A 23,744-nucleotide genomic window follows, 5' to 3' on the forward strand; every position below is an offset into this window, starting at 1 on the left:
AGTCATAAGCTTGCAGCTGTCAGTTTTTGAATAGTTAAACGTGAGCGACTTGACGCGCATAAGCGCGACCTACACAGTTGGCCCAAAGCCCGAAACCCGAAGCCCAAAGCCCGAAGACAGAAGCCCGAAGCCCATGAGTATTTTTCACATCACTACACTTGCATGCTATGTGTCCTTAAGGCAATGTGGTCGCAGTTAAATTATAAATCAAAGAACAGGAGTGAGGATGTCTCAGTTTGATAATGTAAGTGTTGTTAAAGCAGCGAACGTATATTTTGACGGTAAAGTATCAAGTCGTACCGTGGTTTTTGCTGATGGCAGCACTAAAACGTTAGGTTTTATGCAACCGGGTGAGTTTGAATTTGCTACGAGCAAAAAAGAATTGATGGAATTAAACGGCGGCCAGTGGGATGTATTACTCCCTGGTGAGACGAAATGGCAAACGATGTCAGCAGGGGAGTCTTTTAACGTTGATGCTAACGTTACCTTTCAAGTAAAAGTGACTGACTTTGCTGATTACTGTTGTTCGTATACTTAATATACAAATCAAGTGACACGCTGAAAGCCCGCCATGCGCGGGCTTTTGCATATTTAATGTGACTAAATTGATCTACATCAGCTGTAATAACAAATAAATTTCATATTTATGCTTTTCTGCCTTGTGTTAATCTAAATAGCCCCCAATACTAGTTATGAGGTAACATAAAAAAGGATACCCTATGAAAATTAATCTTTCTGGTCACCATGTTGACGTTACTGACTCTATTAGAGAGCACATCAACGAAAAATTTTCAAAAATTGCGAGTCATTTTCCATCTCTGATCGCACTAGATATCATTCTTTCAAAAGAGCATCATAAGCTCCAAGCAGAAATCAGTACCATATACGAAGGCGCGCGTTTATCCGTTAAAGGTGAGAACGAAGTTCTTTATCCAGCTATTGCAAACGCGGCTAAAAAACTCGATGCAGCACTAAAGCATCGTAAAGGCCAAATTAAAGCCAATTTACATGAAAAACCGGTGAGCACTACACCTGAAATTGCTCATGAAATTATTCAAGAAATGGACCTACGTTAAATAATAAAGACGCTAGATCTTAGGCAACTAGGATCTAGCGATTTACATCTAAAGGACTAGTCCTCTAAACCTCCGCTTTACTCTTTATTTCTTAATTAAAACGCTGTAACTTGCTTATTATTAACCATAAGTAATAAGTACACAGATGCAGTCAGCAGTATCAATTTGGCAAACTCGTTTAAACGCACTAGGTCCCGGTATTTTAATGGCGACCGCTGCAATTGGTGGCTCACATTTAGTGGCATCAACGCAAGCAGGGGCTATTTTTGGCTGGCAGCTATTTTGGTTAATCCTCGTTGTTAACGTGCTTAAGTATCCATTTTTCCGCTTTGGTATCGAGTACACGCTAGCCACAAAAAAAAGCTTAGTTGAAGGCTATCAAAGTAAAGGCCCATGGTTTTTTTATAGTTTTATTGGCTTAAATATTATTGCTGCGGTGGTCAATACTGCTGGTGTGCTGCTATTAACGGCCAGTTTATTACACTACGCTTTACCTATTGCTATTTCAGTGACTTTACTGTGTTGGTTGATCCTCGCCGTTTGCTTAGTCATTTTATTACTCGGGCACTTTAAAGCACTCGATAACGTCGCAAAGGCTATTATGGGGCTACTTACACTAGCAACAGTCATTGCCCTAGCTATTGCATTTAGTAACGGCCCAATGGCACCTGCTGATTACATTGGCCCATCTCCCTATGAACTTGCTATGCTGGGTTTTATGGTGGCATTGATGGGCTGGATGCCTGCACCGATTGAAATCTCAGCATTAAGCTCATTGTGGCTTAAAGAAAAACAAAGCCAACAAACGGTAACTAGAGCGCAGGGGTTATTTGATTTTAATTTAGGTTATTGGTTAACCGCAGGGCTGGCATTAGTATTCTTTTCACTTGGTGTGCTAGTGCAATACGGGCAAAGCGCGAATATAGAGCTCGGCGGCGTGGCATTTGCTAAACAGCTTATTGATATGTATGCCCTTACCATAGGTGAATGGGCACGACCATTAGTTTCAATTATCGCGTTTTTGTGTATGTTTGGCACAACTTTAACCGTGCTTGATGGCTACGCCCGCACATTAAACGAATCACACAAGTTATTAGGTTTTAAACAAAGTAAGCACAGCTTAAATATCTGGTTGATAGTACAGTCTTTGGCGGGGATGGCGGTGATCTTATTCTTTAAATCAGCCCTTGGCCCTATGCTTACTTTTGCTATGACGCTAGCATTTTTGACCACGCCGATTTTTGCATGGCTGAACTTCAGCTTAGTTCGCTCAGTGCCAAGTATTCAGCATTCCAAAGTAATACAAAGCTTGAGCTGGTTAGGACTGATTTATTTAGTTGGCTTTGCGTTGGTGTTTTTGGTTTGGAAGCTTGGTTAACAGCAAAGTAGTTAATTGGAGTTTGCGCGGGGTAAACCCGCGCCTACGTATTGGTAGCAGCGAGTTTACCTCGCCACGGGCTGCGAGCTTCGAATACTAGAACCTAGCTACTACCTAAAACCTAGCCCCTATTTTTCAATTACTTCAGGCTTACTTGAAAAAATCATCGTCGTTTTTAGCAAGCATAGCTTCAATATCTTCAATCATATCTTGGCTTAAATCATCTGCAGAGGTTATTGGTGCAGAGATTTTATTGTTTTCAAACGACCATTCGCCTAAATCAATTAACTGACAGCGTTTTGAACAAAAAGGGCGGTGCGGACTTTTTTCTGACCATTCGACTTGGGTTTTACACGTTGGGCAGCTTACAACTGTTGGCATAACATCTTCTCATACATATTGTTTACGATTTATAACTCTAAAACCTAGAAAGCTAGGTTTTAGGATCTTAAAAACTAGTTACTCGGTTTATCTCGGCTAATGAAGTCATACCGGCGGCAGCTTTTCTGAGGCCTGATAAACGCAAGTTATTAAAGCCTGACTTTAACGATACTTCAGCAATTTCTAGTGAATTACCGCCACGCATAATGATTTGCGCTATTTCTGGAGTAATCTGCATTACTTCATAAATACCCACACGACCTTTGTAGCCATCAGTGCAGCTATCGCAGCCTTTGGGTGCAAATAAAGTGAGTTCAGTTATTTGTTCAGGGCTAAAACCTTGGCGTTGTAACTCTTCGTCCGGCAAGCTTTCAGGTGCTTTACATTTAGGGCATAAACGTCGAGCTAAGCGCTGTGCGATAATTAAGCTAATCGAGCTGGCAACGTTATAAGCAGGTACACCCATATTAAGTAAACGGGTTAGGGTTTCAGGTGCAGAGTTAGTATGTAAGGTCGATAATACCAAGTGACCAGTTTGCGCCGCTTTAATAGAAATTTCAGCGGTTTCAAGATCTCGGATCTCACCGACCATCACCACATCAGGATCTTGACGTAAAAACGCTTTTAGCGCATTAGCAAAGGTCATCTCTGCGCGCGGGTTAATTTGTACTTGGTTGATACCTTCAAGGTTAATTTCAACCGGATCTTCTGCAGTGCTAATATTACGCTCTGGTTGGTTAAGAATATTCAAACCAGTGTAAAGCGATACTGTTTTACCCGAGCCGGTAGGGCCGGTAACTAAAATCATGCCTTGCGGTTGTTGCAGCGCATCCATATAGAGCTTTTTCTGCTCAGGTTCGTAACCCAGTACATCAATGCCAAGCATGGCACTGGATGAATCAAGGATACGCATTACTATTTTTTCGCCCCACAAAGTCGGCAGCGTACTTACCCGGAAATCGATACTTTTACGTTCGGTGATTTTAAGTTTGATACGGCCATCTTGTGGTTTACGTTTTTCGGCAATATCTAAGCGTGCCATTACTTTTATCCGCGCTGATAAACGCGTAGCTAAGCTGTTCGGCGGGCTGGCCATTTCATGTAAAATGCCATCGATACGAAAACGCACGCGGTATTTATGTTCGTAAGGTTCAAAGTGTAAATCCGAGGCGCCTTTTTTAATTGCATCCATCAAAATTTTATTGATGTATACGATAATTGGGGCATCGTCTTTTTCGTCTTCGCCGTTGTTTTGTATTTCGCGAGGGCTTTCGGTATCTAAATCACTAAATTCTTTAAATTCTTCATCGCTAAGATGCAAGCTGCCCGATGCATCAAGCAGCTGTTCTATTTTTGCTTCAAGCTGGCGATAATCAACGACGACTACCTCACATGCAAGCCCTGTACTGAATTCAAAGTTTTCAAAAGCACCATAATCAGTCGGATCCGACGCGGCAATGTAGAGTTTACGGCCTTTTTTAATTAAAGGCAGAATATGATGATCTTTGATCAGTTTTTCTTTAACAAGCTCTTTGGGGATCAGCTCGACGTCAAACTCACGTATATCAAAATAAGGCACTCGGAATAAGTCGATGCATTGCTCGGCAAGTTCATGACCATCAATACCGCTGCATTTTGCGATCAACTCCGCAGTTGAGCCATACTCACGTTGTTTGAGTTTGACTGTTTCTGCGTCAATACGGCCAAGCGTAATAAACTTTCTAAGTAATGGTGAATTAATATTCATTGCGCACCTTGGTTAGATCCTTTCATAGCCAGCAATTTATCAGAAAAAAGAATGGTATAACATCAGTCTTGTCGATTTAAGGTAATTTGACAACAAAAAGCTAAAAAGTTTTTGTTTATCACAACCGTTATCATCTTTATGAGTTAACTTTAGCCGTTAGTTGTAAGTAGTTTTGATGAAGTTGCATTATATCCTGCTCAACTAAATGCAATGGGCGGTTGTTATCAATCACATCGTCAGCTCGGTGGCGTTTATCCTCGCGTGACATTTGTGCGGCGATAATACTGCGTGCTTGCTGCTCAGAGGTGTTATCGCGGGCGATAGTACGCTTGAGTTGTATTTCTACAGGAACGTCAATCACTAAAGTGCGATCACAATATTGCTCAAGACCATTTTCAAATAACAGTGGTGCGACGAGTACCACATATGCGCTGTTTGCAGAGTGTAAATCAGTAAGAGTTTTTTCACGGATCAGTGGATGCAGTAAATTATTAAGCCAAGTTTTTTGCGCTGTATCAGCAAAAATAATCTCACGTAATTGCGCCCGGTTTAAACTGCCGTCGGGGTTTAGCACTTGGGCACCAAAATGCTCACTAATGGCAGCTAAACCAGGGCTATGCGGTTTGACTACGTGGCGTGCAATAATATCAGCATCAACTACGGTAATAGCGAGTTTTTCAAACATGGCACTAACGGCGCTTTTTCCGCAACCAATACCGCCGGTTAAGCCCAGCACCCAATTTTTCATCGGTTTATGAGTGGATGCATTCATATTAATAACCTAACAAATTAAAATAAAATACTTGGATTTGTGTGCCCCATAACAAAGTAACCCAACCTGCAATGGCTAAATAAGGCCCAAATGGAATTGGCGTGGCTTTATCTTTGCCTTGAATACTCAATAACGCGATACCAATAATAGCGCCCACTACACTCGATAATAAAACAATGGTGAGTAATGATTGCCAGCCAAGCAATGCGCCAAATACCGCCAGTAATTTAAAATCACCATAGCCCATGCCTTCTTTACCGGTGAGCAGTTTAAATAGCCAAAATACGCTCCAGAGGCTTAAGTAACCACATGCTGCACCAATAATGGCATCTGTTGGGGAGATAGTGATGCCCATTACCGCAGCAATTAATGCTAACCAGACTAAAGGTAAGGTGAGTTGGTCAGGCAGTAGCATATGATCAATGTCAATAAAGGTCAGGGCGACGAGCACCCAAGTAATTAAAATATACAGTAGTGCCTGCTCAGTCGCGCCAAAGGTGTAGGCCACTATTAAGCTTAAAACCGCAGTAAGCATTTCAACAATTGGGTAACGTACTGAAATTGGGTTACTGCAACTGGCGCAGCGACCTTTTAACAATAACCAGCTAATAACAGGAATGTTTTGCCAAGGCTTAATTGCCGTTTTGCATTTTGGGCAGGTCGAGTTGGGCTTGATCAGATTAAACTCAGTTTCTGTATTATCAGCTTTTGTAGGTTTTAAATCGTCAGCCAGTAAAACACGGCATTCTGTTTGCCATTCACGTTGCATCATTATCGGCAACCGGTAAATAACTACATTCAAAAAACTGCCAATACACAGGCTCACTAAGCCAACAGTGAGTAAATAAAACCATAATTGGTTTTGCATAACAGTGATTATATCGAGAAAGAAATTTTGCATTCGCTAAAACCTAAAATCTAAAAACTACTAAAAGCCCGCACTTACGTGTATGTAGCAGCGAGTTTATCTCGTGACTGTTTATACATTTACACCGATAAACTTATTTTACCACCGAGGGCACAAAGACGCTGCGCGCTACACAGAGAAACCAAAGTAAAAAATCACTTATTTTTTCTCTGTGTTCTCGGTGGTGAATTAATCACTGACAGAACTTGAATCTATTGCGTAGGGTAAACCCGCGCCTACGCATTGTTAGCTGCGAGTTTACCTCGCGACTGTTTATACATTTACACCGATAAACCTATTTTACCACCGAGGGCACAAAGGCGCTGCGCGCTACACAGAGAAACCAAAGTAAAAAATCACTTATTTCTTCTCTGTGAACTCGGTGGTGAATTAATCACTGACAGAACTTGAATCTATTGCGCGGGGTAAACCCGCACCTACGCATTGGTAGCAGCGAGTTTACCTCGCGACTGTTTATACATTTACACCGATAAACCTATTTTACCATAGAGGGCACAAAGGCGCTGCGCGCTACACAGAGAAACCAAAGTAAAAAATCACTTATTTTTTCTCTGTGTTCTCGGTGGTGAATTAATCACTGACAGAACTTGAATCTATTGCGCGGGGTAACCCCGCGCCTACGTATTGGTAGCAGCGAATTTATCTCGCGACTGTTTATACATTTACACAAACAAACTTATTTTACCACCGAGGGCAGGAGACGCTGCGCGCTATACAGAGAAACCAAAGTAAAAAATCACTTATTTCTTCTCTGTGTTCTCAGTGGTGAATTAATCACTGAAAGAACTTGAATCTATTCGCGGGGTAAACCCGCGCCTACGCATTGGTAGCAGCGAGTTTACCTCGCGACAATGAGATTATTTTCGCGGTGGCAAGCCACTCGCCTACAAGTAATGCCCACAGTCAAAAACCTTTCTGCACAAAGAGTAGAATGAGAGCAAATGAGAAATGCGCCACGGGCTTCGAATACACCCTAGCCACTTCCTAGCACCTATTTTTACAATTACTTCTTTAAAGCGCAGCGTTTCTTAATCTCTGTGGTGAATAAATCACTTAAATAAAAAAGATGTTTCATTGCTTAATATAAATTAGGAACATTTTTGCTTACAGCTTACAGCTTACAGCTTTTATATAACCGACCCAAGTTGGAAAATAGGTAAGTACATAGCAATGATCAAACCACCAACTAACACGCCGAGTACCGCCATAATAAGCGGCTCTAACAAGCTCGATAGGCCATCTACTGCATCATCAACTTCTTGCTCATAAATAGTGGCGACCTTTGCCAGCATGCCATCCAAAGAGCCTGACTCTTCACCTATAGCGACCATTTGTATCACCATATCGGGGAATATTTTTGAGTTGCGCATCGCCCAGTTCATTTGATTACCCGAGCTTACTTCAGCTTTTATATCTAAAATAGCATAACGATAAACCGCGTTACCTGAAGCCCCAGCAGCTGAGTCCAGCGCATCAACTAGAGGTACACCCGCCGCAAAGGTGGTCGAAAGCGTACGGGCATAGCGCGCCACCGCAGCTTTATTTAAAATCATACCAATTACGGGTAATTTTAAAATAGCACGGTCGTTGGCATCGCGTAGTTTTTTGCTTTTTAGTAGCGCTTCCTTATAAGCCCAGCCAAAGCCTACTAAGGCAATGAGCATCATCCACCAATATTCTTGCATAAACTCAGAAATACCTATCACCATTAAAGTAAACGCAGGGAGTTCTGCACCAAAGCCGGCAAAAATATCTTGAAATTGCGGCACTACGAATATAAGTAAAATAGAGGTTACAATTAACGCCACTACCAATACAGCAATAGGGTAGAACATAGCTTTTTTAATTTTTGATTTCAGCGCTTCTGACTTTTCTTTATACAGGGCAACGCGGTCGAATATTTTATCCAGTGCACCAGATTGCTCACCGGAGGCGACTAAATCACAATACAAATCATCAAAATAGCGAGGGTGTTTACGCAGTGCATCAGATAAAGCACCACCTGCTTTTACTTCATCGCCGACGGTTTCCATTAGCTTTGTAACGCTTTTGTTTGTTGACCCGGTGCCTATCATTTCGATTGATTGAATAAGGGGAACACCTGCCATTAACATAGTGGCAATTTGCCGCGTAACTAAAGCAATATCTTTTGGCGTAATAGCCTGCATACGCACGCCGAACAAAGGCTTGGCTTTTCGTTTAACTTTTGAGGGTGTGATACCTTGTTTACGTAATTGGGCCTTGACTAAAGCTATACTTGCGCCTGTCATTTCGCCTTCAAGGCGCTTCCCGCGAGCACTCACGCCTACCCATTCAAAAGTATCAAATCCTTTTTTGTCCGGTTGCTTTGCCATTATTAATCCTCGAAGTAAGTAAGTTTACAATTTTCAAAAGATAATTGTCCGTTAGACCAAAAGCTAGGGCCGTATGGTTTAGGGTCTAAACAGCTGTAGCTAAGTATAACTAATGCCGCGTAAAGTAAAGATATTGTGAATGTAATAATTAGTGCTATTTTTTTATGTGTGTTATTTTTTCTTTCAAATAGATTATAACCTAAATACCCAAGTAAAATCCCAACTAAAACAAATAAAAAAGTCTGCGGAATTGGCATGACTATCACGCCGCTGACTAGTGAGTAAATTAGTAAGCTTACGAATGAAGTAAAACAGGTTAAAAACTCATTGTTACCTTTGTTTTTCTTAATGAATGCTAGTGAGTGAGTGATTAATTTATATATAAACCAAACAGTAATAGATAAAACAATTACCCCCCAGTTATTCAATATTTGAAGGATGCTATTATGGGGGTGGCCAAAATCGAAAGTCTCAGATTTATACCCACCAGGGCCATTACCGATAAGTAGTGTTTTAAAGCTTATATTGTTGATAACTTCTAGCCATAACTCGTATCTTTTTGAACTACCAGTTCTTATTATATATTCGGCTGAGTGGTAAAAACTAAGATAAAAATAATGAAGTAAAAATAATAAAATAGCAGCTAATACATAAAAGAGTATCTCTTTTACCATGCTTTTATTTATGAAATAGCAATAAATTAAAGTTGTTATCAAAATTGCTATTGAAGCCCCTCGCGCGCTACTGAAAAGTAGCAAAAAGAAATTAAAAGTCAGAGTGACTTTGGCAACTCTATGTAACTTAGAGTGTGAAAGAAAATAGATGACAAAGGGTATGCTTAGGACTTGAAATTGATTAAAAAATCGAATGTTATAGAAACCATATAAAACGCCATCAGGAAATGGCGCCTCACTTGATAGAATAAAAAAAGAATAATTAAGTAATGAATAAGATACTAAAAATACGTTAGAGAAAAATATCGTATAAAATAAAATAGAGTTATTATCTTTTATTTTATAACCTAAAAAAACAAGGCTTATTAGCATTGTAGCGTGAAGATAGCTCAAGCTTGAATATAATAAGTTTTCGCTTAAAAGTGTGCTTATTAAACCAATGAATAGAACTGAAACTAAAATCAGCTTCGATTTTTTTTCTAATTTGAATGAATGAAAATAAAGTAAGGCACATAAAATAAGGAGTATAGATTGGAAAAATCTTTTTTCATTAAATAAACCCAAAAAATACTCATCAATAAATGGAATTAGACAAAAAAATAAGAATAAGGAAGGAATGTTTGAGTGAAGTAAATATTTTCTAGTATCCATAATGCAAGCTCTTTCATAGAAAGAGCTTCTTTTACTAATTGTCAATTAGCTTTTGCGACAGTTTTGCGGCACATATTTATTTAATGCACTATCGTCAATTTCGCATTTCCATGTAACTCCACCGTTTGCTGCATTTGGAGTAAAAACTAAAGTAGAGCCATCTAAAGCACCAACATTAGTTCCTTTAACAGTAGTTGTGATTACACCAGAACCACTTACTTCAACGGAGGCAACATAAGTAGATGAAATACCTGTAGTATCTAAACCTACTTTTGCATTGCTATTACAGGCAGTAATATCACCTGTAGTAATTATACATTCACTAACTGCTGTTTTAGCTGAACCAGCAAATGTAACAACTTCACTCATTTTTGCACGAGTCGTATAATCTTGATAAGCAGGCAAGGCTACCGCTGCTAAAATACCGATGATTGCTACTACAATCATTAATTCAATTAGGGTAAAACCCTTTTGACTTTGTTGTGTCATTTTTTCCATGTTCCTCTCCTAAAGGATAGTGTTTTTTGTAAGCTAAATAAATTATGTTAGTAAAGTGTGTAATCACGTTAGCTATTGTAACTGCTTTATCTTACGGTTTTTTTAAAATCGTTAAATTACTAATACCTAACCCAGTGCCTAGCTAAATAATGCTGGATAGGTTTTAGCAACTATTAAAATTACTCTGTTAGATCTACTTTAGCACTAAAACAGCTGATTGAAAGCGGCTTTAACTGCATTTCATCGAATTTTAAAAACTTTCTTCACCCACTACTTGGTATTAATGTTGTTTATTTAACTCACAGCTTTCATCAAAGTAGCCGTGCGGTGTAAAACAATACCCGTAAGTAGTTCTTTAGAATTGGTTGAAAGTTATTTAATTCACCCTTGAGGCTTACATTAGCACTGTTTTGTATTATATGAAGCACTAAAATTAACAATTTGTTACAGTGTAAGCCTTTCGGCGTATTTAATGCTTTTTTAATCAGTTTGTCAACGCATTAGGGAAACATAATATTTGTTATTTAGTTTGATTATTACTCAAAGCGCATTGACAAATCGATTGACTGTAAATTTTTTGTAAGTGCACCGCTGGATATAAAATCAATCCCAGCCTGTGAGTAGGTGCGCAGTGTTTCTAGGGTCATATTACCCGAAACTTCTAATTTAGCGCGCTTATCGGTCAGTACTACTGCTTGTTGAATTTGCTTAACGCTAAAGTTATCCAGCATTATAATATCAGCACCGGCTGTAATGGCTTGATCTAGCTCAATAAGTGATTCGACTTCTACTTCTACTGGTTTAGTTGGATGATTAAGTTTTGCTTGCGCTACGGCTTTATCGATGCCACCACAGGCGGCAATGTGGTTTTCTTTAATTAAAAACGCATCAAATAAGCCAATGCGATGATTTGCGCCACCGCCACATTTGACCGCGTACTTTTGTAATGCACGTAGGCCCGGAATGGTTTTACGGGTATCGAGTAGTTGGGTGTGGGTGCCACTGAGTTCTTTAACATAATGCGCTGTAGTGGTTGCTGTACCTGACAAGGTTTGAACAAAATTAAGTGCGGTACGTTCAGCTGTTAAAATAGCGCGGGCAGAACCTATTGCTGTAAATAAGGTATCGTTAGCTTTAACTGTATCACCATCATTTACCAATACATTAACTGCTACACTCGGATCAACTTGTTTGAATACTTCTAAGATAATGTCTTTACCGCAAAACACGCAATCTTCACGAGTGATCACTTTGGCATTAGCGTGCTGCGCCGCTGGAATTAATTGCGCGGTGATGTCGCCTTGTTCGGCTGTTTGGTAATTTAAATCTTCATCAAGGGCAAGTTTAACCAATTGGCTTAAAAGGCTGTGTGGGATAGACATTATAAAAGCTCATTATAATTAGGAAATTGCACAAATTTTACATGGTTTGAAAGTGAAAGAGAAGGCTGAAGCTATAAGTTTGATTAGGTTCTAGAGAGTGAGGTTCTAGGTTTTAGGAAGTGACTAGATGCTAGGGCATATTCGAAGCTCGTCGCTCGAAGCCCGCGGCATTTGTTCTTATCATTGTGCAAAAGTTTTTTAGTGATTTATTCACCACAGAGATCATCGAGCTCACAGAGGAAAAACCAATAGGTAATAGTGATTAACTTTACTTTTGCCTTCTCGGTGTAGCAAAGCGCCTCGGTGGGTTCGGTGGTGAAATAGTGTGTCTGTATAAATGTAAAAACAGTCGCGAGGTAAACTCGCTGCTACCAATGCGTAGATGCGGGTTTACCCCGCGCAATTAAAATTTATTCACAAAGAGGACAAGAGACGCTGCGCTTTTGAGGAAAATAGGAAAATAGGAAAATAGGAACTAGGTTCTAGGGAAGTGACTAGCTGCTAAGTGAACTTACAGCCGGCAGCTCGTTACCCGTAGCCCGTGGCTTTCTGTTCTCGGTGGTGAAATTGGTTTGTCTATGGAAATGTAGAAACAATCGCGAGGTAAGCTCGCTGCTACTGGCGCAAAACAATGGAAGTGCTTTGCTGTTATTCTACTTGGAAATCTATTAGCATCTGACTACGCATTTATTTACAGGCCATTATGAATATAAACTATGAAAATAAACTCTTTTGGTGTCGTTAGTACCGCTATCCAGCGACCAAGTACGCATTTTGATGAGCGCCCACTAGGTGAGGAAATATCTTTATTAGTGATTCATAATATTTCCTTGCCAGCAGGGCAGTTTGCCACGCCGTTTGTGGATGATTTGTTTATGGGATGTATTGATTGCCAAGCACACCCTAGCTTTGCTGATTTAAAGGGGGTGAGAGTTTCAGCACATTGTTTTATCAAACGCAGCGGTGAAATAGTTCAGTATGTGCCTTTTAGTAAACGTGCTTGGCATGCTGGGCAGTCCGAGTTTTTAGGACGTAGTCAGTGTAATGATTTTAGTATTGGTATTGAGCTTGAAGGTACAGATACAACGGCGTATACCCAAAATCAATATAATGCATTACAATCCTTAACTAAGACATTGATATATAAATACCCAGCTATCACACGCGAGCGTGTTGTTGGCCATTGTCACATTGCACCAGGGCGAAAAACAGACCCTGGAGACAGTTTTGATTGGAATCATTATTTTGCTGCTATATTTTAACTAGCGCCCATTTGGAAAGAGAAAAGTATGATCTTAATTTCTATAATAATAGCTCTGATATTAGAGCGTTTAGGTGCCCGATCTGATTATTGGCAAATAAGCTATTACGCGCAAGGCTATTTAACACGTTCAAAAAAACAGCTTGGCGAGCAAGGTCTATTCAATTCGCCTGCGGGATTTATTATTTGGTTGTGTTTGCCGGTATTATTTGTGGCGGTTATTTTTACCTTGTCTGATTTTGTATTATGGCAGTTAGCTATTAATGTGGCTGTGCTGCTGGTTTGCTTTGGCTGTGCTAAACAACGTGCTTTATATAAGTCCTATTTAAATGCGCTAACCCGTGATGATCAGCAAGCGGCAACCTTATATGCACTGCAAATGGGGCAAAAGAAAACGGAAGAGCAAAAAGGCGGTGAAACCTTTGGACAAACGTTGGCTTGGGTAAACTTTCGTTTTTATTGTGCAGTTATTTTTTGGTTTGTAATATTAGGCGTACCTGGCGCGACCTTGTATGCATTAGTACGTACTTTTGCTGATTTAGTGCAGAACGACCATAAAGTTGTGTATGCCAAACGTTTTAAACTTATTCATTCATTATTATTTTGGCTTGATTGGTTACCAGCCAGAATCGCCAGCTTTGGTTATCTAGTAATAGGTAACTTTAATAAAGGCACCAGTTGCTGGCTGCATTATGCACTCGATTTTACAGTGAGTAACCGTAAAGTGGTTACTAATACCGCGCTTGCCGCAGAGCAAATAGAACAGCAACATTTTGGTTGCGCGTATGAAGCAACTTGTATGATGAAGCTTGTAAAACGAAATGTGTTGTTTTACTTGGTGTTGATTGCCTTGTTTACTTTATTTGGTGGTTTAGCGTAAATAAACAGATGCTAGGTTTTAGGGAAGTAATTGTCGCGAGGTAAACTCGCTGCTACCCGCGCAATTAAAATTTATTCACAAAGAGGTTAAGAGCCGCTGCGCTTTAGAGAAGTAATTATAAAAGTAGTGGCTAGGTGTTTGAGTCTATTCGCAGCTCGAAGCCCGTGGCGTTTTTTTCATTTGCGCTCATTCACTTCTCTTTGTGCAAAAGTCTTTTATTGATTTATTCACCACAGAGAGCACCGAGTTAATAGAGGAAAAACCTGTTAGTAATTAACTTTACTTTTGTATTCTCTGTGTAGCGCGTAGCGCCTCCTGCCCTCAGTGGTGAAATTGGCTGTCTATGTAAATGTAGAAACAGTCGCGAGGTAAACTCGCTGCTACCAATGCGTAGGCGCGGGTTTACCCCGCGCAGTTTAATTTATTATATAGTACACTTCGAGTTCAAAAAAACTCGCCCACTAGTTTTTGATTATCTGGTCAGACCATTGTGTTTTTCTATAAAATTCCTTCCTAAACACTGGCTTTATCTCATACTGTTTGATCTTTGTGCAAAATACGTTAGGGTGTTTTTTAAGGTGCGTCGCAGCGAAATTGACAGCAAACTTGCTTTTTGATAACGTATGGCTCAAATTTGGTATGACCAATTTACCTTTTGGTCTAGTCTCTGGGCACAAACTTGGATTTTTCAGGTTACATTTCCACTACAATGCGGACGTTGATTAATGTCTTTAAAGATTAAAGCAGCAAAACTATCGGATGTTATTTTACAGCAACTTGAGAACATGATTCTTGAGGGCTCATTAGCACCGGGTGAGAAACTGCCGCCAGAGCGTGAATTAGCCAAACAATTTGAAGTGTCTCGCCCTTCATTACGTGAAGCCATTCAAAAGCTAGAGGCAAAAGGCTTAGTAACGCGACGTCAAGGTGGCGGAACGTTTGTAAAAAATCAGCTAGAAGAAGGGCTCACTGATCCGTTATTTGACTTGATCAGTAAACATCCTGAATCACAGTTTGATTTATTAGAGTTTCGTCATGCTCTCGAAGGGATTGCAGCTTATTATGCTGCGCTTCGTGGTACTAGCACTGACTTTGCTAAAGTTAAGCAAAGCTTTGAATGCATTGCATTAGCTAATGATGATTTACTACAAAAAGCCAAAGCAATTAACGCGTTTCACTTTAGTGTGGCAGAAGCCTCGCATAATGTGGTGTTACTGCATTTAGTGCGCGGTATGCGGGCATTGCTTGAGCAAAATGTTTTACAAAATTTAACGGTATTGTTAGAGAAGCCGCATATTAGTTCGCGCTTAGCTGAGCACCGCCGTTTATTGATGGATGCAGTGATTGAAGGGAATCCAGAGCAGGCGCGACTTGCCAGTAATGCTCACTTAGCTTTCATTGAAGAAGCGTTATTGGAAGCAGGTAAAGAGCATTCACGAATTGAGCGTAGTTTAAGACGCACAAAGCAAAATTAAGTAACAAAAAACTAAGTTAAAGATAAATAATTTAAGCAAGTGCTGTATATGGCAACACGATTACCACAGTGCTAATTAAGAACATTCGTATTTTAAACATAAGGAAACCTCCATATGTCTGAAGTCAATAAAATTGACGTAGACGCGCTAGAAACACAAGAGTGGTTACAAGCTCTTGAATCAGTTGTGCGTGAAGAAGGTGTTGAACGTGCTCAGTTTTTACTTGAGCAAGTATTAGAGCAAGCCCGTTTAGACGGTGTTGATATGCCAACAGGTATCAACACAAACTACGTTAATACGATCCCGGTAGATCAAGAACCTGCTTACCCAGGGGACGTAAACCTTGAGCGCCGTATTCGTTCTATTATTCGTTGGAACGCAATCATGATTGTATTGCGTGCTTCGAAAAAAGACCTCGACCTAGGCGGCCATATGGCGTCTTACCAGTCATCAGCGGCGTTTTATGAAGTATGTTTTAACCATTTCTTCAAAGCCCCAAATGATGTAGACGGCGGTGACTTAGTTTATTATCAAGGTCATATTTCTCCGGGTATTTATGCACGTGCATTTGTTGAAGGTCGTTTATCTGCTGCGCAGCTTGATAACTTCCGTCAAGAAGTTGATGGCGAAGGTTTACCATCTTACCCACACCCTAAATTAATGCCTGAATTCTGGCAGTTCCCTACGGTATCTATGGGTCTTGGTCCTATCGCGTCTATTTACCAAGCGCGCTTCTTAAAGTACCTAGATGGTCGTGGCTTAAAAGACACTAAAAACCAACGTGTATACGCGTTTTTAGGCGATGGCGAAATGGATGAGCCAGAATCGCGTGGCGCTATTTCTTTTGCTGCTCGTGAAAAACTAGACAACCTTTGTTACTTAATTAACTGTAACTTACAGCGCCTAGATGGCCCAGTAATGGGTAATGGTAAAATCATTCAAGAGCTTGAAGGTCTATTCAAAGGCGCTGGCTGGAACGTGATCAAGCTAGTGTGGGGCAGCGGCTGGGATATCCTACTAGCTAAAGACACCACAGGTAAGTTATTGCAATTGATGAACGAAACAGTCGATGGCGATTACCAAACTTATAAAGCTAAAAATGGCGCGTACGTACGTGAGCATTTCTTTGGTCGTTACCCTGAAACAGCAGCACTTGTTGCTGATATGACAGATGACGAAATCTTCGCGCTTAAGCGTGGTGGTCATGAGCCATCAAAATTATTCGCTGCATTCAAAAAAGCAGAAGAGACCAAAGGTCGCCCAACAGTTATCCTAGCTAAAACTGTAAAAGGTTACGGCATGGGTGAAGCGGCTGAAGGTAAGAATATTGCTCACCAAGTGAAAAAAATGGACATGTCACACGTTGCCCATTTACGTTCACGTTTAGGTCTTGATGATTTAGTATCTGAACAGCAACTTGCAGAACTTCCTTATTTAACACTTGAAGAAGGTTCGGCTGAGCACAAGTACTTACATGCTCGCCGTGATGCACTTAAAGGTTATACGCCAAAACGTATTCCTAACTTTACTGAAAAGTTAGTACTGCCAGAAGTAGAAGCGTTCAAGCCACTACTTGAAGAGCAAAAGCGTGATATCTCTACCACTATGGGCTTTGTTCGTGCACTTAATATCTTATTGAAAGATAAAGGTATTGGTAAAAACATCGTACCAATTATTGCCGATGAAGCGCGTACCTTTGGTATGGAAGGTTTATTCCGTCAAATCGGTATTTATAACCCGCATGGCCAAAACTATACGCCGCAAGACCGTGATATCGTTTCTTACTACAAAGAAGCAACATCGGGTCAAGTATTGCAAGAAGGTATCAACGAGTTAGGTGCAATGTCATCGTGGGTTGCTGCGGCAACATCATACAGCACTAACGATTTACCAATGATCCCATTCTATATCTACTATTCAATGTTCGGTTTCCAACGTGTTGGCGACATGGCATGGATGGCGGGTGACCAACAAGCACGTGGTTTCTTATTAGGTGCTACTGCTGGTCGTACAACATTAAACGGTGAAGGTCTGCAGCACGAAGATGGTCACAGCCATATTCTTGCTAACACAGTACCTAACTGTATCTCTTACGATCCAACATACGCTTACGAAGTAGCGGTTATTGTTCAAGATGGTATTCGTCGTATGTACGGTGAAAGCCAAGAAAATATTTACTACTACCTAACGCTTATGAACGAAAACTATGCACAACCTGCGATGCCAGAAGGTGCTGAAGAGGGTATTCGTAAAGGTATCTACAAGCTAGAAAGCTACGCAGGCAAAAAAGCCAACGTACAGCTATTAAGCTCAGGTACTATCATGACTGAAGTGCGTAAAGCAGCCGCGATTTTAAGTGATGATTACGGTATTGCATCTGATGTGTATTCAGTAACGTCGTTTAACGAATTAACTCGTGAAGGGCAAGATGTTGAGCGTTTCAATATGCTTAACCCTGAAAGCGAACAGAAGACTGCCTACATCACCAGTGTATTAAATGACTCAGTGACTGTTGCCGCAACGGATTACATGAAAAACTACGCAGAACAAGCGCGTTCATTCATTCCAAGCAGCAACTACAAAGTATTAGGTACCGATGGTTACGGTCGTTCTGATAGCCGTGAAAACCTTCGTCGTCACTTTGAAGTTAACGCCAGCTACGTAGTAGTTGCGACGTTATCTGAACTTGCTAAACGTGGTGAAGTTGAGAAGTCAGTTGTGGTTGAAGCACTTAAAAAGTTCAACATCGACACTAACAAACTTAATCCACTGTACGCATAAGAGGTTTGCAATGAGTATTGAAATTAAAGTACCAGATATCGGTGGCGATGAAGTCGAAGTAACCGAAATTCTAGTGAGCGTTGGTGACAAAGTTGACGTTGACCAATCATTACTAACTGTTGAGGGTGATAAAGCCTCAATGGAAGTACCTGCGGCACAAGCCGGTACTGTAAAAGAAATCAAAGTAAACGTGGGCGACACGGTTACTACGGGTTCTTTAGTATTCTTGTTTGAAGGTGAAGAGCAAGCATCTAGCGAAGCGCCTGCAGAACCAGCAAAATCTGAAGATGCAGCACCTGCTGCGTCTTCAGGTTCAACAACTAAAGAAGTCACCGTACCAGATATCGGCGATGATGAAGTTGAAGTAACGGAAATCATGGTTGCTGTTGGCGACACTGTTGAAGAAGAACAATCTATCTTAAACGTTGAAGGCGACAAAGCGGCAATGGAAGTACCAGCGCCGTTTGCAGGTACTGTTAAAGAAATTAAAGTTGCCGCTGGCGATAAAGTAAAAACAGGCTCTTTAGTGTTTGTTTTTGAAGTGGCTGGTAGTGAGCCTGCAGCTGCGAAAGCAGAAACAGCGCCAGCTCAAGAGTCTGCGCCGGCACAAAGTTCAGCGCCAAGCAGTAAAGAAGTAAACGTGCCTGATATCGGCGGTGATGAGGTTGAAGTCACTGAAGTGATGGTTGCAGTAGGCGATAAGGTTACTGAAGATCAGTCAATCTTAAACGTTGAAGGCGACAAAGCGGCAATGGAAGTACCAGCACCATTTGCCGGTACTGTTAAAGAGATTAAAGTTGCTGCGGGCGATAAAGTATCGACCGGTTCACTTATCTTTGTATTTGAAGTGCAAGGCAGTGCACCTGCAGCTACCGCTGAAAAAACGGCTTCTGAATCTGCACCAGCAGCGAAAGCAGAATCAGCTCCAGCTCCACAAGCAGCGCCTGCAAAAGCGAGCAATGAAAGCTTTGAAAACAATAGTGCGTATGCTCATGCATCGCCAGTTGTTCGCCGCTTAGCACGTGAGTTTGGTATTAACCTTGCGAACGTAAAAGGCTCAGGTCGTAAAAATCGCGTTGTGAAAGAAGACGTGCAAGACTATGTGAAGAGCTTAGTTAAGCAAGTTGAGTCAGGCCAATTAGCAACAGCTTCTGGCAATGCTGGCGGTAGTGAGCTTGGTTTAATTCCATGGCCAAAAGTTGATTTTGCTAAATTTGGTGAAATCGAAGAGAAAAAACTATCTCGTATTCAAAAGCTATCGGGTAAAAATTTACACCGTAACTGGGTGCAAATCCCACATGTTACGCAGTTTGATGAAGCTGATATCACAACTCTTGAAGAGTTCCGTAAAGAGCAAAATGCCCTTAGCGAGAAGAAAAAGCTAGGTGTTAAAATCACCCCACTGGTATTTGTAATGAAAGCAGCAGCGAAAGCACTTGCTGAGTTCCCTACATTTAACTCATCACTATCTAACGACGGTGAAAGCTTAATTCTTAAGAAGTACATCAATATCGGTGTTGCAGTTGATACGCCAAACGGTTTGGTTGTGCCAGTATTTAAAGATGTTGATAAGAAAGGCATCATTGAATTATCGCGTGAATTAATGGAAGTATCTGTTAAAGCGCGTGACGGTAAACTTACCTCGTCTGATATGCAAGGTGGCTGTTTTACAATTTCAAGCCTTGGTGGTATTGGCGGTACAGCCTTTACGCCAATCGTAAATGCCCCAGAAGTTGCTATTTTAGGTGTCTCTAAATCAGAAATTAAACCTAAGTGGAATGGCAAAGAGTTTGAACCAAAACTAATGGTTCCACTTTCTATGTCTTACGACCATAGGGTGATTGACGGTGCACTAGCGGCACGCTTTACTGTAACTTTAGCAAGTTACATGAGCGATATTCGCCAATTAGTAATGTAAGCAATTGCTGCATGTAGCGAAATAAATAGAATCAAATCCCAGCCAGTTGTTTTTTGCTGGGATTTTTACCATTTGCAATGATACAATATTTGTATATTTTGCATAAATTTTTGATCTGCTCTCCCTTTCTGCCTTGCAGAAACATGGCAGTTAAACTTTAGGGCAGTGTCCCGTTCAAACAATTAAGGTAAAAGCATGAGCAACGAATTAAAAACTCAAGTTGTTGTACTAGGCGGTGGTCCTGGTGGTTATTCTGCGGCTTTCCGTGCTGCTGACTTGGGCTTAGAAGTAACAGTAGTAGAATCTCGCGACACATTAGGCGGTGTATGTCTTAATGTTGGTTGTATTCCTTCGAAAGCACTTTTACACGTAGCTAAAGTAATTGATGATGCAGCAGAAATGTCATCTCATGGTGTTACTTTTGGCGCACCACAAATTGATTTAGATAAAATTCGTTCGTGGAAAGAGTCAGTTGTTAGCCAACTTACTGGTGGCCTAGACGGCATGGCTAAAATGCGTAAAGTTAAAGTGGTTTACGGTTACGGTAAATTCACAGGTAGCAACACGCTTGATGTTGAAGGCGCTGACGGTAAAACAACAATTACTTTTGATAACGCTATCATTGCTGCTGGTTCTAAACCTGTAAACTTACCTTTCATTCCTGAAGATGACCGCGTAATTGATTCAACCGGTGCACTAGAGCTTAAAGACATCCCTGAAAAGCTATTAGTATTAGGTGGTGGTATTATCGGTCTTGAAATGGGTACTGTGTATCGCGCACTAGGTTCTGCAATCGACGTAGTTGAATTTGCTGACCAACTAGTACCAGCTGCTGATAAAGACATCATCAAGATTTACCAAAAATACGTAAGTGATAAATTTAACGTTATGCTATCAACTAAAGTTGTTGGCGTAGAAGCGAAAGATGATGGCTTATACGTTACATTTGAAGGTAAAAACGCACCAGCTGAACCAGTACGTTATGACAAAGTATTAGTTGCTGTTGGTCGTACACCAAACGGTAACTTATTAGATGCTGACAAAGCGGGTGTTAATGTTGATGAGCGTGGCTTCATTAATGTTGATAAGCAACTTAAAACTAACGTTGACCACATCTTCGCGATTGGTGACTTAGTTGGCCAACCTATGCTTGCGCACAAAGCGGTTCATGAAGGTCACGTTGCAGCTGAAGTTATCTCAGGTCAAAAACATTACTTTGATCCGAAATGTATTCCTTCAATTGCCTATACTGATCCAGAAATCGCTTGGGTTGGCGTAACTGAGAAAGAAGCAAAAGAGCAAGGCTTAAGCATTGAAACAGCTGTATTCCCATGGGCTGCATCAGGTCGTGCAATTGCATCTTCTCGTACTGAAGGTTCTACTAAACTGATCTTTGATAAAGAAAGTGGCCGTATTATCGGTGGTGCTATGATTGGTATTAACGCAGGTGAAATGCTGGGCGAAATCGGTCTAGGTATCGAAATGGGCGCTGACGGTGAAGATTTAGCATTAACTATTCATGCTCATCCAACATTGAACGAATCAATCGGTCTTGCAGCTGAAATATTTGAAGGTTCAATCACTGATTTACCAAACAAAAAAGCAGTTAAAAAGAAGAAGTAAGTTCTTTTAGTTAATTGTTTAAAAACCCAAGCCACGGCTTGGGTTTTTTGTTTTATAGGCGCGGGTGTGTAATACGTAATACCTTGTAGGCGCGGGTTTACCCCGCGCAATTAGATTAAAGTTCGTTTAGTGATTAATTCACCACCGAGAACACAGAGAAGAAATAAGTGATTTTTTAATTTGGTTTCTCTGTGTAGCGCGAAGCGCCTTTGTGCCCTCAGTGGTAAATAATGGGCTTTATCGCGAGGTAAACTCGCTGCTACCAATACGTAGGCGTGGGTTTACCCTGCGCAAATGTGTTATAATATCCGCCGAACAAATTTAGGTACTATTTTAGGTAATAAACCACGTGAATAAACGCTCTTCTAATTCAGTACTTACTTTGCGTGCCCAGCAAATTAGTGAATCTCGCCGTGAGTTTAATGCTCGTGGCGGTAAAATGGATCGCTGTGAGCGATGCTTAATCGCGAAACATTACTGTATTTGTGACGGTGTGGAGCAGGCTGATAGTCAGGCGGCGGTATGCTTACTTATGTATCACAACGAGAGTTTTAAACCCTCTAATACAGGGCGATTAATTGCTGAAATTATTCCTGATAATCATGCTTTTCGTTGGGACAGGACTGATCCTGACGATAAACTATTAGCCTTATTAAATGACCCGCAATATCAACCTATGGTGATCTTTCCTGCTACAGATGTTGAAGATACTGCACGCGTTATTACTGATGTACAACACCAGCCTAATAAACGTCCCTTGTTTATCTTTTTAGATGGCACATGGCGTGAAGCGAAAAAAATGATCCGCAAAAGCCCTTATCTCGATAATTTACCCGTGCTGTCGATCACCGCTGAAAAACTGTCTGACTATCGCTTACGGGTTGCCCCGCATGCTCACCAACTTGGCACTGCTGAAGTGGCCATTATGGTGTTAGCACTGGCAGGGGAGTCTGATGCAGCAACTAAGCTTGAACAGCATTTTATGAAGTTTCGCGACGCGTATTTGTTAGGAAAGCGCAATAAAGGCAGGCCGACGTAGGTTTTAGTTTATCCCGCGCAAATATATAATTTAGATGCTGGATAAAACTATGTTGCTTCTGTCGCGATGTAAAATCGCTGCTACGACTTTGTGATATCTCGTAGGCGCGGGTTTACCCCGCGCAAATGTGCGACAAAAAATTTAACAACATTCAAGCTATGAGCTATTTTTATACTTTACCTACAAGGATTGGTAGATGTATAAATCACAAAATCTAAGAAAAGGGCGGGTTTCTTTACCACATCACTTTTATGCTATTACCCTCGTTACACATAATCGCAGCAACTACTTTGTAAACTTGGATTTTAATCGTCACATTATAAAACAAATGCAATTATTAGAAGTACAAGAATACCTCAAATCTAATGCGTTTATTATTATGCCAAATCATATCCATTGGCAATTTCAGTTGCTCATTAACAGCCCCTTACCACAAATAATCCGTTGCTTTAAAGGACGAACTGCAGCCGCTTGCTGTGAATTCGGTATTTATAAATTATGGCAAAAAGGGTATTACGATCATTTAATTCGAGATGAAGATGATTTAGTTAAAAATGCGCGTTATATAATCGCGAATCCACTAAGAGCTGGTTTGGTTAAAAATGTTGCTGATTATCCATACTGGGATTGTGTTTATGTATGAGTCTAGCATTTTGGTGATGTAGGCGCGGGTTTACCCTGCGCAATTAGATTAAAGTTCGTTCAGTGATTAATTCACCACCGAGAACACAGAGAAGAAATAAGTGATTTTTTACTTTGGTTTCTCTGTGTAGCGCGAAGCGCCTTTGTGCCCTCAGTGGTAAATAATGGGCTTTATCGCGAGGTAAACTCGCTGCTACGAATGGGCAATATCTCGTAGGCGCGGGTTTACCCCGCGCAAATGCAAAATGTAAATACGGGATAAAATTCAGCCGTGGAACAACCCA

19 protein-coding genes are annotated in these 23,744 nt (G+C 40.8%); 11 read left to right on the forward strand and 8 right to left on the reverse strand.

Annotated elements, in window-relative coordinates; all coding sequences use genetic code 11:
- Nucleotides 1-226 precede the first annotated feature (226 nt).
- The 3 genes from H5186_RS14775 (at nucleotide 227) to H5186_RS14785 (ending at nucleotide 2,454) form a co-directional block, all read left to right on the forward strand.
- Nucleotides 227-538: a pyrimidine/purine nucleoside phosphorylase gene (locus H5186_RS14775; RefSeq protein WP_182740889.1), complete on the forward strand. Its 312-nt coding sequence runs from the start codon at nucleotides 227-229 to the stop codon at nucleotides 536-538.
- Nucleotides 539-719: 181 nt separating this feature from the next.
- Nucleotides 720-1,076, forward strand: coding sequence for a ribosome hibernation-promoting factor, HPF/YfiA family (hpf, locus tag H5186_RS14780; RefSeq protein WP_145235189.1), 357 nt, complete (start codon nucleotides 720-722; stop codon nucleotides 1,074-1,076).
- 205 nt (nucleotides 1,077-1,281) lie between these two features.
- Nucleotides 1,282-2,454 (forward strand): NRAMP family divalent metal transporter, encoded by a 1,173-nt coding sequence (locus H5186_RS14785; RefSeq protein WP_182794635.1) that lies wholly within the window; start codon nucleotides 1,282-1,284, stop codon nucleotides 2,452-2,454.
- Between the two features lie 150 nt (nucleotides 2,455-2,604).
- Here the strand turns inward: H5186_RS14785 and yacG are convergent, their stop codons facing one another.
- The 8 genes from yacG to nadC form a co-directional block, all read right to left on the reverse strand.
- The gene (gene yacG, locus H5186_RS14790; RefSeq protein WP_149981349.1) at nucleotides 2,605-2,835 is read right to left on the reverse strand and encodes a DNA gyrase inhibitor YacG; all 231 of its coding nucleotides are present in this window, start codon (nucleotides 2,833-2,835) and stop codon (nucleotides 2,605-2,607) included.
- 67 nt (nucleotides 2,836-2,902) lie between these two features.
- Complete coding sequence (pilB, locus tag H5186_RS14795) at nucleotides 2,903-4,582, reverse strand: type IV-A pilus assembly ATPase PilB (protein ID WP_182768270.1); 1,680 nt, start codon at nucleotides 4,580-4,582, stop codon at nucleotides 2,903-2,905.
- Between the two features lie 136 nt (nucleotides 4,583-4,718).
- Complete coding sequence (gene coaE, locus H5186_RS14800) at nucleotides 4,719-5,354, reverse strand: dephospho-CoA kinase (protein WP_182794620.1); 636 nt, start codon at nucleotides 5,352-5,354, stop codon at nucleotides 4,719-4,721.
- A 1-nt stretch (nucleotide 5,355) separates the two neighbouring features.
- A complete protein-coding gene (locus H5186_RS14805; protein ID WP_310737088.1) occupies nucleotides 5,356-6,255 on the reverse strand; it encodes an A24 family peptidase in 900 nt (299 codons plus the stop codon).
- Nucleotides 6,256-7,409: 1,154 nt separating this feature from the next.
- Entirely contained in the window at nucleotides 7,410-8,636 is a 1,227-nt protein-coding gene (locus H5186_RS14810; RefSeq protein ID WP_145235200.1) for a type II secretion system F family protein, read from the reverse strand.
- A gap of 2 nt (nucleotides 8,637-8,638) precedes the next feature.
- On the reverse strand, nucleotides 8,639-9,961 hold the full coding sequence (locus H5186_RS14815) for an O-antigen ligase (RefSeq protein ID WP_169020158.1): 1,323 nt from the start codon (nucleotides 9,959-9,961) through the stop codon (nucleotides 8,639-8,641).
- Nucleotides 9,962-10,006: 45 nt separating this feature from the next.
- Nucleotides 10,007-10,459: a pilin gene (locus H5186_RS14820; protein ID WP_169020157.1), complete on the reverse strand. Its 453-nt coding sequence runs from the start codon at nucleotides 10,457-10,459 to the stop codon at nucleotides 10,007-10,009.
- 536 nt (nucleotides 10,460-10,995) lie between these two features.
- On the reverse strand, nucleotides 10,996-11,841 hold the full coding sequence (gene nadC, locus H5186_RS14825) for a carboxylating nicotinate-nucleotide diphosphorylase (protein WP_182740911.1): 846 nt from the start codon (nucleotides 11,839-11,841) through the stop codon (nucleotides 10,996-10,998).
- Between the two features lie 716 nt (nucleotides 11,842-12,557).
- Here nadC and ampD point away from each other — a divergent pair.
- From ampD to H5186_RS14865, 8 genes are all read left to right on the forward strand, one after another.
- On the forward strand, nucleotides 12,558-13,103 hold the full coding sequence (gene ampD / locus H5186_RS14830) for a 1,6-anhydro-N-acetylmuramyl-L-alanine amidase AmpD (RefSeq protein ID WP_182794621.1): 546 nt from the start codon (nucleotides 12,558-12,560) through the stop codon (nucleotides 13,101-13,103).
- A 27-nt stretch (nucleotides 13,104-13,130) separates the two neighbouring features.
- Nucleotides 13,131-13,982 carry a beta-lactamase regulator AmpE gene (gene ampE / locus H5186_RS14835; protein WP_182739958.1) on the forward strand — a complete coding sequence of 284 codons (852 nt, stop codon included), beginning with the start codon at nucleotides 13,131-13,133 and terminating at the stop codon, nucleotides 13,980-13,982.
- Between the two features lie 725 nt (nucleotides 13,983-14,707).
- Nucleotides 14,708-15,457, forward strand: a complete 750-nt coding sequence (gene pdhR / locus H5186_RS14840) for a pyruvate dehydrogenase complex transcriptional repressor PdhR (protein ID WP_182718482.1) — start codon at nucleotides 14,708-14,710, stop codon at nucleotides 15,455-15,457.
- A gap of 114 nt (nucleotides 15,458-15,571) precedes the next feature.
- Nucleotides 15,572-18,238: a pyruvate dehydrogenase (acetyl-transferring), homodimeric type gene (gene aceE / locus H5186_RS14845; protein ID WP_182767846.1), complete on the forward strand. Its 2,667-nt coding sequence runs from the start codon at nucleotides 15,572-15,574 to the stop codon at nucleotides 18,236-18,238.
- 10 nt (nucleotides 18,239-18,248) lie between these two features.
- The gene (gene aceF, locus H5186_RS14850; RefSeq protein WP_182767845.1) at nucleotides 18,249-20,156 is read left to right on the forward strand and encodes a pyruvate dehydrogenase complex dihydrolipoyllysine-residue acetyltransferase; all 1,908 of its coding nucleotides are present in this window, start codon (nucleotides 18,249-18,251) and stop codon (nucleotides 20,154-20,156) included.
- Between the two features lie 195 nt (nucleotides 20,157-20,351).
- On the forward strand, nucleotides 20,352-21,779 hold the full coding sequence (gene lpdA, locus H5186_RS14855) for a dihydrolipoyl dehydrogenase (RefSeq protein WP_145235220.1): 1,428 nt from the start codon (nucleotides 20,352-20,354) through the stop codon (nucleotides 21,777-21,779).
- 349 nt (nucleotides 21,780-22,128) lie between these two features.
- On the forward strand, nucleotides 22,129-22,818 hold the full coding sequence (locus H5186_RS14860) for a tRNA-uridine aminocarboxypropyltransferase (protein ID WP_182718479.1): 690 nt from the start codon (nucleotides 22,129-22,131) through the stop codon (nucleotides 22,816-22,818).
- A gap of 196 nt (nucleotides 22,819-23,014) precedes the next feature.
- Nucleotides 23,015-23,461 (forward strand): REP-associated tyrosine transposase, encoded by a 447-nt coding sequence (locus tag H5186_RS14865; RefSeq protein ID WP_182794622.1) that lies wholly within the window; start codon nucleotides 23,015-23,017, stop codon nucleotides 23,459-23,461.
- Nucleotides 23,462-23,744: the final 283 nt, after the last annotated feature.

This window comes from Pseudoalteromonas sp. SG41-2, assembly GCF_014164535.1.
Classification (GTDB): Bacteria; Pseudomonadota; Gammaproteobacteria; order Enterobacterales; family Alteromonadaceae; genus Pseudoalteromonas; species Pseudoalteromonas rhizosphaerae.

What these genes read in the sequence shown, in the direction of transcription:
- H5186_RS14775 (WP_182740889.1), top strand. Translation starts at nt 227, where the DNA reads ATGTCTCAGTTTGATAATGTAAGTGTTGTTAAAGCAGCGAACGTATAT.
- hpf (WP_145235189.1), top strand. Translation starts at nt 720, where the DNA reads ATGAAAATTAATCTTTCTGGTCACCATGTTGACGTTACTGACTCTATT.
- H5186_RS14785 (WP_182794635.1), top strand. Translation starts at nt 1,282, where the DNA reads ATGGCGACCGCTGCAATTGGTGGCTCACATTTAGTGGCATCAACGCAA.
- yacG (WP_149981349.1), bottom strand. Translation starts at nt 2,835, where the DNA reads ATGCCAACAGTTGTAAGCTGCCCAACGTGTAAAACCCAAGTCGAATGG.
- pilB (WP_182768270.1), bottom strand. Translation starts at nt 4,582, where the DNA reads ATGAATATTAATTCACCATTACTTAGAAAGTTTATTACGCTTGGCCGT.
- coaE (WP_182794620.1), bottom strand. Translation starts at nt 5,354, where the DNA reads ATGAATGCATCCACTCATAAACCGATGAAAAATTGGGTGCTGGGCTTA.
- H5186_RS14805 (WP_310737088.1), bottom strand. Translation starts at nt 6,255, where the DNA reads ATGCAAAATTTCTTTCTCGATATAATCACTGTTATGCAAAACCAATTA.
- H5186_RS14810 (WP_145235200.1), bottom strand. Translation starts at nt 8,636, where the DNA reads ATGGCAAAGCAACCGGACAAAAAAGGATTTGATACTTTTGAATGGGTA.
- H5186_RS14815 (WP_169020158.1), bottom strand. Translation starts at nt 9,961, where the DNA reads ATGGATACTAGAAAATATTTACTTCACTCAAACATTCCTTCCTTATTC.
- H5186_RS14820 (WP_169020157.1), bottom strand. Translation starts at nt 10,459, where the DNA reads ATGGAAAAAATGACACAACAAAGTCAAAAGGGTTTTACCCTAATTGAA.
- nadC (WP_182740911.1), bottom strand. Translation starts at nt 11,841, where the DNA reads ATGTCTATCCCACACAGCCTTTTAAGCCAATTGGTTAAACTTGCCCTT.
- ampD (WP_182794621.1), top strand. Translation starts at nt 12,558, where the DNA reads ATGAAAATAAACTCTTTTGGTGTCGTTAGTACCGCTATCCAGCGACCA.
- ampE (WP_182739958.1), top strand. Translation starts at nt 13,131, where the DNA reads ATGATCTTAATTTCTATAATAATAGCTCTGATATTAGAGCGTTTAGGT.
- pdhR (WP_182718482.1), top strand. Translation starts at nt 14,708, where the DNA reads ATGTCTTTAAAGATTAAAGCAGCAAAACTATCGGATGTTATTTTACAG.
- aceE (WP_182767846.1), top strand. Translation starts at nt 15,572, where the DNA reads ATGTCTGAAGTCAATAAAATTGACGTAGACGCGCTAGAAACACAAGAG.
- aceF (WP_182767845.1), top strand. Translation starts at nt 18,249, where the DNA reads ATGAGTATTGAAATTAAAGTACCAGATATCGGTGGCGATGAAGTCGAA.
- lpdA (WP_145235220.1), top strand. Translation starts at nt 20,352, where the DNA reads ATGAGCAACGAATTAAAAACTCAAGTTGTTGTACTAGGCGGTGGTCCT.
- H5186_RS14865 (WP_182794622.1), top strand. Translation starts at nt 23,015, where the DNA reads ATGTATAAATCACAAAATCTAAGAAAAGGGCGGGTTTCTTTACCACAT.